The sequence below is a fragment of the Sulfobacillus sp. TH-112 genome, assembly GCF_057473405.1.
Genome location: NZ_JBYCKN010000051.1, coordinates 1 through 11,259, shown reverse-complemented (window position 1 = coordinate 11,259; position 11,259 = coordinate 1). Strand labels below are relative to the sequence as shown.

At 55.1% G+C, this 11,259-nt stretch carries 12 protein-coding genes and 1 pseudogene; 9 read left to right on the top strand and 4 right to left on the bottom strand.

Features of this window, described 5'->3' with window-relative positions; translation table 11 throughout:
- Window positions 1-660 precede the first annotated feature (660 nt).
- The gene (locus tag ACOJWD_RS03355; RefSeq protein ID WP_486991806.1) at window positions 661-1,443 is read left to right on the top strand and encodes a glycoside hydrolase domain-containing protein; all 783 of its coding nucleotides are present in this window, start codon (window positions 661-663) and stop codon (window positions 1,441-1,443) included.
- Window positions 1,444-1,501: 58 nt separating this feature from the next.
- Here the strand turns inward: ACOJWD_RS03355 and ACOJWD_RS03350 are convergent, their stop codons facing one another.
- The 3 genes from ACOJWD_RS03350 to ACOJWD_RS03340 form a co-directional block, all read right to left on the bottom strand.
- Window positions 1,502-2,674 (bottom strand): sialidase family protein, encoded by a 1,173-nt coding sequence (locus tag ACOJWD_RS03350; protein WP_486991805.1) that lies wholly within the window; start codon window positions 2,672-2,674, stop codon window positions 1,502-1,504.
- Window positions 2,675-3,176: 502 nt separating this feature from the next.
- The gene (locus ACOJWD_RS03345; RefSeq protein ID WP_486991804.1) at window positions 3,177-3,509 is read right to left on the bottom strand and encodes a transposase; all 333 of its coding nucleotides are present in this window, start codon (window positions 3,507-3,509) and stop codon (window positions 3,177-3,179) included.
- Window positions 3,445-4,935, bottom strand: a complete 1,491-nt coding sequence (locus ACOJWD_RS03340; protein ID WP_486991807.1) for an IS1182 family transposase — start codon at window positions 4,933-4,935, stop codon at window positions 3,445-3,447. Before ACOJWD_RS03340 ends, ACOJWD_RS03345 begins: the two co-directional genes overlap by 65 nt.
- A 505-nt stretch (window positions 4,936-5,440) precedes the next feature.
- On the opposite strand from ACOJWD_RS03340, the gene ACOJWD_RS03335 reads away from it, so the two are divergent.
- The 7 genes from ACOJWD_RS03335 to ACOJWD_RS03305 all read left to right on the top strand — a co-directional run bounded on the left by ACOJWD_RS03335 (window position 5,441) and on the right by ACOJWD_RS03305 (window position 9,977).
- Window positions 5,441-6,259, top strand: coding sequence for an ExeA family protein (locus tag ACOJWD_RS03335; protein ID WP_486991803.1), 819 nt, complete (start codon window positions 5,441-5,443; stop codon window positions 6,257-6,259).
- 187 nt (window positions 6,260-6,446) lie between these two features.
- On the top strand, window positions 6,447-6,722 hold the full coding sequence (locus ACOJWD_RS03330) for a hypothetical protein (RefSeq protein ID WP_486991802.1): 276 nt from the start codon (window positions 6,447-6,449) through the stop codon (window positions 6,720-6,722).
- Window positions 6,723-7,455: 733 nt separating this feature from the next.
- The gene (locus tag ACOJWD_RS03325; RefSeq protein WP_486991801.1) at window positions 7,456-7,674 is read left to right on the top strand and encodes a hypothetical protein; all 219 of its coding nucleotides are present in this window, start codon (window positions 7,456-7,458) and stop codon (window positions 7,672-7,674) included.
- 14 nt (window positions 7,675-7,688) lie between these two features.
- On the top strand, window positions 7,689-7,931 hold the full coding sequence (locus ACOJWD_RS03320; RefSeq protein WP_486991800.1) for a hypothetical protein: 243 nt from the start codon (window positions 7,689-7,691) through the stop codon (window positions 7,929-7,931).
- Window positions 7,932-7,999: 68 nt separating this feature from the next.
- Window positions 8,000-8,623 carry a hypothetical protein gene (locus tag ACOJWD_RS03315; RefSeq protein WP_486991799.1) on the top strand — a complete coding sequence of 208 codons (624 nt, stop codon included), beginning with the start codon at window positions 8,000-8,002 and terminating at the stop codon, window positions 8,621-8,623.
- Between the two features lie 344 nt (window positions 8,624-8,967).
- Entirely contained in the window at window positions 8,968-9,645 is a 678-nt protein-coding gene (locus ACOJWD_RS03310; RefSeq protein WP_486991798.1) for a nucleotidyl transferase AbiEii/AbiGii toxin family protein, read from the top strand.
- The gene (locus tag ACOJWD_RS03305) at window positions 9,642-9,977 is read left to right on the top strand and encodes a DUF6922 domain-containing protein (RefSeq protein WP_486991797.1); all 336 of its coding nucleotides are present in this window, start codon (window positions 9,642-9,644) and stop codon (window positions 9,975-9,977) included. Before ACOJWD_RS03310 ends, ACOJWD_RS03305 begins: the two co-directional genes overlap by 4 nt.
- 14 nt (window positions 9,978-9,991) lie before the next feature.
- Here the strand turns inward: ACOJWD_RS03305 and ACOJWD_RS03300 are convergent, their stop codons facing one another.
- Complete coding sequence (locus tag ACOJWD_RS03300) at window positions 9,992-10,264, bottom strand: hypothetical protein (protein ID WP_486991796.1); 273 nt, start codon at window positions 10,262-10,264, stop codon at window positions 9,992-9,994.
- A 676-nt stretch (window positions 10,265-10,940) separates the two neighbouring features.
- Between ACOJWD_RS03300 and ACOJWD_RS03295 the strand changes: the two are divergent.
- Window positions 10,941-11,162 (top strand): annotated as a pseudogene (locus tag ACOJWD_RS03295) (IS3 family transposase); the annotation flags it as partial.
- Between the last annotated feature and the right edge of the window lie 97 nt (window positions 11,163-11,259).

Below are 11,259 nucleotides of genomic sequence, written 5' to 3'. Positions count from 1 at the left end.
TGCGCCGTGAGCGGTCGTGGAAACCACGGAAAGCCATGCAATATTACGAAAATCGTCGAGAGAGATCGCTCGTGTTCACTTAACGGGGGTTAGATCGTATTGTCTAGCCCCCTCTACGGACACTATAAGAGGCATGGCAACGATTCGTAAATATTCCGCCATAATCCAGGTTTTGGTAAATTTCACGCGCCGAGGGCTGCCCAAAGGGCTAGTCACCTCGATCAGGAGGCGTCAGGACATCCCTCGAATGGCCTTCCGATTGGGCGTCGTCTCTCATTGTGTGCCACCAAAGCCTCGGAGTCATTATGGAAAGACCTTCGTGAGAGCCAGGAAATACCAATATATGGCTAGTGATAGTGCTAGAAACGAATCGTTGCCATGCCCCACCTTTATCGGCATATGCATCGCATTCGTGGCGCCATCGAACCCGATCCGCGTCACCCCCAGGTCCTCCTGACCCGGCGGGATGTCGGCTATGTCTTGGTATTACCCTCGGGCGTGGACACGCAGCGATCTTCCTCTCATTGATCAGATTGTCTATCCTATTCAGATAACAGCACACAATGACAGATAAGGTGCAGATAAGGTGCAGGTTATTGTCCGATAAGTGTCAGATTCGGGGTATACGCTAAAAATAGATTCACGAAAGGAGGATTTTACATGTCTATTTTATCGAAAAAGCCTCAAGGAAAGGCCCAAATACGCAGTTCCACTGCTACGACAGTTTATGCCGGGATGGATCGGAGCGCTTATCCTGGCCAGACGGAGATGCAGGATTTGTTTTCCAACACTAATATGTGGTTTACGGGATTCTATCTTGGAGGTACCGATACGATTGCTGGACCTTGTTGTCATTCATCCAGTTCATGGATGCCGCCCAGCGATCCTAGTAGCGTAAGGTCCGCTCTAAAATCTCAAGGATGGGGATTTTTACCGATTTATGTCGGGCAACAAGATGATGATAGCGAGTGTCCCTCTTGTAGCAATTTAACGTCAGCGCAAGGAACAGCAGATGGGCAAAACGCAGCAGCTCTTATGCAAGCGGCAGGATTTCCTACGTTGGCAGTAGTATTTCTAGACATTGAGTTAGGAGGATTACTGCCATCAGGTTTTGTCGATTATGTAAGTGCATGGGTAGCTGAAGTGAATAACAACACTGGGTATTGGGCTGGGGTTTATTGTTCTTATGATCAAACTGCTCAGCAAATATCCAATGCTGTAGGGGCAAGTAATGTGACCATATGGACGTTTGATCTTTCGATCCAAGGTTGTGTAACAAATACGCCATTTCCTACGCCTGCGCCCGATGTTGCGTATTCTGCAGCTAAAAGCCTTCAATACGCTCAGGGATGTAACATTTCTAATGGAGTGGTCACCATTAATAATGTTGACTTAGACAGTTCATACTCTACCGATCCTTCATCGAATCCAACTCAAGCGTAATGGAAATTTTGAAGGGGGTTATCTTATAGCCATCATGGAGCGTTAAATGCCATGATGGCTATAATTTCTTAAAAATAATGTGCCACTGTTGACCGCTGTCTTTCGTTACGAGCAACCATTCGCGGTTAAAGTGTGGTGTGGCGACAAACACCGTCCCGACACGGGTTGAGACAAATTGGATCGTTTGAATCCGAGCCGATGGGGGTAGGGTTATCCCTTTGGGATTCACCGTTTGACTTACCCAATGGTGCCCAGCGTCCGTGGTATGGAGCAACCCATGCGATCCGGCGGCCCATCCGGTCGTGAGCGACACAAAATCCGGGTGGACAAAGTGGTCCTCGTTATTGAGCATTACTGGCAACACGGGCTGCAGATTGGCTGTCCATGTGGTGCCAGCCGTGTCCGATCTCCAGAACGTCATTCCTTTAATGGTACCGGTCCGAGACGTAAGAATACTCGGTAGTAACACTTGCGATTCGTGTTGAATTAGGGGCATCAACAGATTATTTTGATCTGGACGAATCCACGACACTTCCGATTGCCATTGGGTTCCCGCGTCGTTCGTCCGATACAGAGCGGCGGGAGTGGTCGATGTCGCGGAGGCCACTAACCACCCCTGCGCCACACTCGTAAACTGCACAGTGGCACGACCCAATGGCGGAGTCGCATTCGTGGTCGTATTTCTGACGGTAACAGTCCACGATTCTCCTCCATTGACGGTATTTAGGAGAGCTCCATTGGCGGAATTCATTCCTTGAATCGGGGCGAGCAACAACCACCCGTGTTGCGGTGTCAGAAACGTAATCTGCGTGGGTACCGGCGATCCCCCAAAGTGGCCAAACGGGGAGGCAATCGTACGTCGAGTCCAAGAGCGGCCACTATTGAAGGTCTGTTGTTGGACAATGTTACCATTGCGTTGGCTATAGACCATTATGGCTTCTGTGGCATCCACAAAAGCCCATTGTGCCGGCATCAACCGCTGAGAGGGTAGCGGAAGCGCCCGCACCCGGGTCCAACGTCGGCCTCCGTCTTGGGTGTGATAAACGTCCGTAGCGCTTAAAGCCCACCCATCTTCAGCCGACATCATGTGAATGCGCTGCAAGCGTGGGGGCAATACTGTCAATCCTGTTTGAGACCGTGCAGAATGGCCGCTAGCTCCGCTCAGACCACATCCTGTCAGGGATAAAGCCCCGAGTAATCCTCCCAAAATTAATATGCAATGATGCTTCATGTTCCACCCCCCAAGATCTATTCCGTGCAACGGTGATTCCCTGAGGATAACGTCATCAGAGTCTCCCAAGTTACCCCGCGGATTCAGGATCGGTGCCACGGGCGCTACCTCTTTAATGGTACGTGTTGAGAGCATATTTTGCGAGAAAAACTCTCTGAATCCGCATCATCAAGCTTTCCCGTCCCACATTAAAACCTTTATGGAGCAACGGTTTCGAGTTTATTCCAGTTTTTGGTACGGTTGCTACACAAACCCCGTAATCCTCCGACCATTAACAGTTTCTGATGTCACATAAAAAACCCCTCTTCCAAGCTCCAAGACCGAACATCTCTGAGTCATACCTTAAAATAACGCTATCATGACCCTTCCGGTTACTCTCGAATCATCATCGAGCGTGGTGTTTCGGGAGAGGCGGTGACCTCGGGGCTGTCCCAAAAGGGGCAGGCTTTTTTCGGACGGCATCGGCGGGGTCAGGATGGGGAGGAAAAAATGGCCCGCCAGGTTATCCTTGAAGGGCGGTCTGCTTCAGGAGGTTATGGGCGATACTGAGGAGTCCCCATTCGGTTTTCACTTTGTCCAACCCGCGTAACAAGAACCGCCGGAATCGGCGGTCTTCTTTAATCTGTCCGAATACGCTTTCCACCTCAATCCCACGGCGTTTCATTAATGCCGCCCCCGATTCACTGGCCAATTGGTCGCGGACTTGCTGTTTGTAACGGAGGAGTGTGGGGCTGACACTGATGGACCGATACGTCGCCTTGGTACATTGGTCACGCAGGGCGCATGTGGGACAGTCGTGGGCTTGATATTCGCGGTAGTTGCACCACGTATCCACTCTCGGTGGTTTCTTCTTTTGTGCGAACAAAGGCGAGACGTTTCTCCGCGGGGCACACCCACGCATCGGTAGTCTCGTCATAGGTCCAATTGTCGACGCGTTGAATCTGGGCTTTCCATTTCTTGGTTCTCTCGAGACGGTAGGTATTGACTTTAACCACCGCCGTGCGGCGGTGCTTGTCGAGATACGCATAATTTTCCTCGCTGCCGTAGCCGGCATCCGCCACGATGGTCTGAGGTAACCGACCCAGTTGCTGCTGAAGGTGGTCCAAGTGGGGAATGAGGCAGCGCATATCGCCCGGGCGTTGATGCACACTAAACCCGATGATGAATTGATTCTCTGTTCCAATTTGCACGTTGTAGGCCGGTTTGAGCTGTCCTTTGTTGAGATGGTCATCTTTCATGCGCATAAAGGTGGCATCGGGATCGGTCTTGCTGAAGCTGTTTCGATCCCCGAGGATCTCCTGTTGTTTCTCATATTTCTCAAGACGGGGGAGGCTCTCGTGACGGAGCTTCTTCAGGAGGCGGTGCGCCTGCTTCCGCTGGTCGGGGGACAATGACAGAATGGGCGTGGCAACCTTCGCGGTGACGTCCTGATTCGTTGTGCGCGCCTCAGTGACGTGATCCGCAGCCGAGTCGGCCGGCCGCTTCGGGGGCGCCGATTTGGTCGCGGTGGTGGTCTCCGTGGGCGCTGGGAGCCCCGGCTCATCCTCGGCCGGTTGCGGCCGCAACCGGTCTTCCCACTGGGCGAGTTGGGCGGCCAAGGCCTCCGCGGTGATCGGTTGGGGATCGACTTCGGGCAAATCCCGGTCGCCGTATTCCGCATTCTCCGCTTGCACGATGGCCTCAATCTGTCGCACGAGCTCCCGAATGGCGATCTCCAATGTCCCCCGGTACCCTTCGATGCTTTTCTTCCATACATAGGTATACCGGTTGGCATTCGCCTCCATCTTGGTGCCATCCAGGAAATAGGCGTCCAACGTCACATAGCCTTGCTCAATCAGCAAGGTGAGGATCCCCGTAAACACGTCGTCCACGATGGTCTTCATCCGCTCGCCCCGAAACCGGTTGATCGTCCGAAAATCCGGGGCTTGGCGGCCCGTTAACCAGAGGAAGGGAAGCTGCTCGCGCACAGCTTTCGCAATTTGGCGAGACGAGTACAGGCGTTGCGTATACGCATAGACTAAAATCTTGGCCATGAGCTTGGGGTGATAGGGCGGTCGCCCGCCGCCGGGATAGACGTCTTCAAACACCGCGTCACTGAGTTGATCCACCGCGTCGTTGACGACGCGGACGACGTGATGAGAAGCAATCATATCCGAAAAGTCCATGGGCAAAAATAATTGGTCTTGCCGGTAGGGTCGAAACTGGCGAAACCCTCGTGGACGATCGGTCGATACCTCTTGGGGCTGCGGCAATCCTGCCATCACTAATTGCTCTGCTTGGTCCGCCATTCCAAAAACCGCCTTTCGGAAAAATCTTCTCTTACGAAGATCGTACCAAAAAAGGCGGATTTTGTTGATCCTGTAACATTTTTCGTAGGTGCTTTACCTCGTTAACCTAATGCCTTTTGGGACAGCCCCGTCCCTTTTGCGTCAATTTTAAGTACATCTTGATGAAAAAGGCTTTTTATCGTCGCCACGGCCACCACGATGGAGATTTTTTAGAGAGGTGCGCTTCTAGTTGAGTGGTCTGTTCTTGCAACCGCGTGATTTCAGCCAGCAGATCATGATGCATGGCCGGGGCATGGCAACGATTCGTAAATATTCCGCCATGATCCAGGTTTTGGTAAATTTCACGCGCCGAGGGCTGCTCAAAGGGCTAGTCACCTCGATCAGGAGGCGTCAGGACATCCCTCGAATGGCCTTCCGATTGGGCGTCGTCTCTCATTGATTGCCACCAAAGCCTCGGAGTCATTATGGAAAGACCTTCGTGAGCCGCCATCCACATCCGATCGAGCGTGTCCTCGGAGAAGCCAAGTGCCCCCTGATGCCCACTAGTTATTGGGGATTCACCACGCGACCGTTTCAAAAGGATCTTGGGGTGAGTGAGCTCTTCATGAGCCCACAATTAACGGAACTCGCGGCTCGCCTGCAGGTGATGGTCGATCAACGGCTCTTCGGAGTCGTGACCGGCGACATCGGCGCCGGCAAATCCAGCGCGACGCGCTATCTCGCGGCCCAATTGGATCCCCAGCGCCATCCGCTTTGCTATCTCGCCGACTCCCATCTGACACCCTACGATTTCTATCAGACGGTCTTGGACGCCTGGGGCGTCGTCGCGCCGTTTCATCGACCCCAGGCCCGGCGCCAGTTTGTGACGCTGATGACGGGCCTGTATCACCACCAGCATCAAGCGCCCGTCCTCATCATCGATGAAGCCCAGGGACTCCCGAGTGCGATGGTTCAGGAACTTCGCTATGTCCTCAACACCGGCATGGATGCGCTCACGCCGTTTACCTGTATTCTGGTGGGTCAACCGGATCTGTGGGCCACACTGCGCCTCAAGATTTTCGAGGCGATTCATCAGCGAATCGGGTTACGGTTTCACCTAACCGGGCTCACCGAAGCGGATACCGCGTCCTACGTCGCCCATCAATGCCGTCAAGCGGGGGTCGAGCGGGTGCTGTTTACCCCCTCGGCGCTCACCGTATTAGCGGTCCATTCGCGCGGCTTGCCGCGCGTGATTAACCAGTTGGCCACGGTCGCCTTGTGTGTGTGGGACGCGGAAAGTCAGCACGCCGACATGTAGACGAGCCTCATGTCCAACACGCGGTGCGAGAATGGCGGGATGACGCATGAGCCCCTATGGCGACTTTATCGTGCAGCGCTCGTCACATCAGCCCTGGGTCACCGTGTGGGATCCGCAAGGATTCCAGGATGTCGGCTGTCATACATTTCTCACCTTCTGGGCCTAGCAGGATGTTCCGCCCCGACGCTTGCGCCGCTGGGCCCGCCAATTGGCCCACGTATGGACGTGGCTGCGGATTATGGGCTATGACTGGACAGACACCACCCCGGACGTTTGGCAGCACTGGGCTCTGTGCCAATTGGCTACCTCCGTGGCGCCGGCCGCTGTCGCGTCGCAGATCGAAACGTTGTATCGCTTTTATGCGTTTTGGCATTGGTATAATCCCCAGCGGATACCGCAACAACCTTGGCCTCGAGATCGCCAAGAACGGGAGCGATGGTTAGCGCTCATCGACAACCCCTAGTTCGTCTCCCGCATACCTCCGTTGCTCCGCAACGGGGGTTTTTTCTTACCTGAATCCAAGCCAATATGCCAACTGAGTGGGTCGGGTCCTGGGGACTATGGTGTCAGCCATTTTAGTTACACCAATGACAGATAGCATTAGCGCCAACACGAACGCATCCGGCGTTCGTGCCTGATGACTAGTCCGCCCGCTGGGCGGACGGTATACTGAACGTGAGCGGGCTGAAAAAGCCCCGATCGACCTCCCCCCGGCGTGCCGGGTCTGCGATCTGCCACCGATTTCGGTGAGTCGATCCGGAGGGAGGTGGTGCGATGAGCCTCCATCTGACTGTGCCAGTCGCGGTGGTGATTGTCGGTTTGGTTGGGCGATGGCTGTTCTGGCGTCGCAAAAAGTAATCCGCACGGGATAGTAGCCCGGCGGATTACGATGAGTCTCATGTAGAACCCTGCTAATCGATCGCAGACTGACGGAGCTCTGCACGTCATCCGGACACCAACCGGGTGGCGTGCATCTTTCTTTCTATGCGTAGTTTACCCAAGTTTTATGACGGACGCAACAAATCCAACGAATACAAGGCGTGGATTGCAGAGCCCGGGCATGCCACGATGCTGCCCCCACCGATGGAACGGTTTTGGACCTTGATTCTGTTGGGGACGCTCCAAGAAACCCCGCGCTGGGCGGGGGGGTGGCTTGTACAATGGGACACCAATTGTCCGTAGAGGAGGCGATGCGAATGACTCAGATGACGGATTACGAAGTAATGATCGAGTACAAAATTAAGGACCACCTTCGGTGGTTAGCATCCCGTACCGATAGCGATGCCCGAGTTTATGTGTATTCGCGTGAAGCCCGAGATGCGATGTTTATCGAAGGACGAAAGCAGGGTCTCTGGGGGCTTGCTTGCCGGTGGAATGTCGGGCGGCGCGGTTGGGAATTTACCGTGATTGATTGAGAGGGGATAGATATATGCCAAAGTTTCGTATCCGGTTGACCGCGTCTGCTCCGGTGGATGGTTGGATCACCGTGGAGGTCGATGACGTCGGTCATGCACTCGACACGGCCGCAAATTGGGTTGAGCGCGACGCGCACGGAGAACGCATCGACGCAGTCGATGCGGTGCAATGGAAATCTATGGGTTATGCTGCTTCCGCGATCGAGGTTATGACGGAAGCGGACGATGTTTTTGCAATCGTTGACGTCGATTGTTAGTGGTGTGCGCTGAGGGCAATCAGGAGATTGCTTTATACGCCACCGACATGCGAAAGGAGACGTCTCCATTGGCACCCGATGATCTGATTGTCGCTCGCATTCGCCATGATGATCAAAAGACTGCGGAGCGCTTAGCCCATGAAAAAGCTCTTCTCATACGCCGGCGTTCCCGGCGAGAATGGCATGACATGTGGTTACGCGAATTAGAACAATTTCGGTCGCAACCGGCTTTGGCCCTCATCGCGGATCGCCTGGGGATGGTCTGGTACAAACATCGCGCTCAGCTGATCCTGTATGCTGAGACGCCCGCACATCCCCTCAAAGAATTTGCCCTGGAAGAGACGTTGGAGCGCCATCGCCTGGTATCCCAAGAGCAGGGATTACTGGGTTGGGCCGTCATTCACGGCGGCGATTCGATGGGCTGGGTGGCCGCGCGGGATACGGAGTCCGATAGGGCTTGGTACCGTCTTTTAGCAGGCCTGTGGCCGTTGGACACGGCGGAGTTTGGTGTTCCGATCACCGCTCGCGATGCGAGCGTGTGGGCCGAGGACATTGTGCAGATGCTGGAGCAGGGATGGACGTGTGATACAAACCCCGCCCAGGGTTTTCTCGGGATTTCGCAAAAGTGGTGGTTAGTGGGCGGGTTCGTTATGGCGGCCGGGGTATTGGCGATGCACCTCTTTCTTGGATGAAGCGTCCGGCGATGTGCTCATGATTTGGATAGCATTGGTACGAACGCAGGTTTCGCAGGAATCCAGGTGCCATGAAGCTGCGGCTTCTCTCATGAGATGGCGGCCCGGGTTTTTGACATCTATCGTGCCGGCGTGTTGGGCGCAGCAGCGGTTCGAATGCCCAAGACACGGACACATGGTCGACACGCGTGGATCCCCCAGACGTGCTATCATTCTTGCGAAATGCTTACGTCCATGACCTCCACGGTCGCCAGTCGTAATATCCGCCCGGGGTAGAATTCCGGGGAACCCGGAGCGCAAAATCAGGTAAACGGCTATAATACATAGGGACGGAGGTGGGTAGGTTGCGCGAGGATCTCCTTCCCGCAGGCACGGCTCAGGTCGCGGGTCTATTGGCACAATGGCCCGTCATGGATCAATTCTATTTGGCGGGCGGCACCGCATTAGCCTTGCATCTCGGGCACCGGCAGTCGCGAGATTTGGATTTCTTTACTCGACGTCCCCTGGGAACATTACCTCCTCTGACCGGGATAGACGACATCTTGACACGCTTTGGGACGGTTGAGTGGGAACTGAACACGCCCGAACAAATTCAATGGCGACTTGACGCGGTGTCCGTCACGCTGTTGGCCTATCCGTTTCCTCACCACTTTGACTATCATCCATGGCGGGGGATAGCGGTCGCGGACGCTCGGGATGTGGCGGTGCAAAAAGCGTATACGGTGGGCCGCCGTGCGCAGGCGCGCGACTATCTGGATCTGCATGCCGTGTTGACCCGAGGGCTTGTGTCCCTGGATGATCTCATGCGCCTGGCCCGGGAAACCTATCACGAGGCCTTTTCCCCCCGGTTGTTTCTTCAACAGCTCACCTATACGCAGGATCTCCCGGATCGTGATAGCGCGTTGAGCCTCTTAGTGACGCCGCAATCATTTGAGACGATCACGCGGGATTTGACGCAGCAGGTGCAGACTTGGGCCGCTCAGCGACTGCGCCCGTCGCCCCCGCGAGGTCCCCGGTTATGATGTTGCCACCCTCCATTCAACGGCTTTTCTATCGCTATCATGCAGATCGGTTGGACACCGATCGCCACGCCGCGATGATTATTCCCACGGTCTTGTCCGACGGATCCGTCGAGGATTGGGAATGGTTATTCCGGGTGTATGATTGGGAACCCATTCAGGCGTGGATTGCGGAGCCCGGGCATGCCACGATGCTGCCCCCACCGATGGAACGGTTTTGGACCTTGATTCTGTTGGGGACGCCCCAAGAAACCCCGCGCTGGGCGGGTGGCAATGCCCGTCGGACGGTGCCCAAAGGTGTCTTGCCGGAATGGTTCCCGGATGATTTGCGCTAACTCTCTGTCGTTCCTCAGAGATCCAACGATAGGTACACCGCATCGCGCTGATCGCGGTTAATCCCGATGTAGCGGAGCGTAATCCCGGGCGACGAATGATTGAAGAGGTCGTGGATGACCGCCAGGAGAGCCATCCCCAGAGAACACTTGTGCCGACCCAGCCGCCATGACCAATCCCGAGGGATTGGCGAACGGCGTGCCAAAGGCGACGCCAATGCTGCCAACTGGTCTCGTCGTATCCCGGGAATGCCGCCATCGCCCGGGTGCCATGGTGCCGGGCAATCCATTGCACGGCCACCTGCACGATAATCGGCAGGGCGGTCTGCCACCGCACGGCCCATCGTTCCAATGTCCGCTGGTGGTAGGGGAATCCGTGGCTCTCCAGCCACTGGAGACAGTCAGCCACCGTCCAGCCGTGTTCCACGCGCCACAAGAGCCCCGCCGCCAGCGTGACCGCCCACGTCGCCCGACTGTAAGGACGCAAATCATACAGCAAAGCACTATACGTCGTGCCACAGGCACGACATTGATAGCGTAGAATGGCCAACAACTTGTCGGGGGGAGAGTATCCGCATGCCGCCAATAATGCCCGTTTTTCACCAAAGGATGTCCCGGATCCACTGGACATGCGGGATCATCGGGATCGGTCAGCCCGTTGGCTTGTTGGCGACTCGAAATGGAAAGCGCTATAATACCCATAGATTCACACCTAACGGAACCGAGGGAAAGGCCCTAACCTTTTGAGCCCTCGGTTCTTTATTTTTCGACATCCTCCCTTATGGTACTAAAAAACCCCCGTTTTCGGGGGGACTAAGACCAACGTCATTAGTTAAACCCATGACAAACAAAGTTAGCCAAAACAGTCGAACCCGTTTTTGACTTTATCAATGTTGAGCGGAACAAGGTGAACCGGCCATGGTGGCATGTTCCGCTCGATTCAGGGGGGAGTACGTGAATCAGCCTCCCGAGGGCGTACTCCATCACTCGGATCGCGGGAGTCAGTATGCGGCCCAAGCCTACCGGGACCGGCTCTCCAGGGCGCACATGACAGCCAGTATGAGCCGCAAGGGCAACTGTTGGGATAATGCGTGCATCGAGTCTTGGCATAGTCTGCTCAAAAAAGAGTTAATTTATCTCGATCGCTGGCCCACCCGGGCGGCGGCGCAACAGGCGATTTTCGAGTACTGTTAAGTCTCAGACTTATTGACAGTCCCAGTCTCACACTGTATGGCAGATCGAGGAGTAAAGTTAAGGGCTGCTTAAGCAGCCCTGGAACAATTTT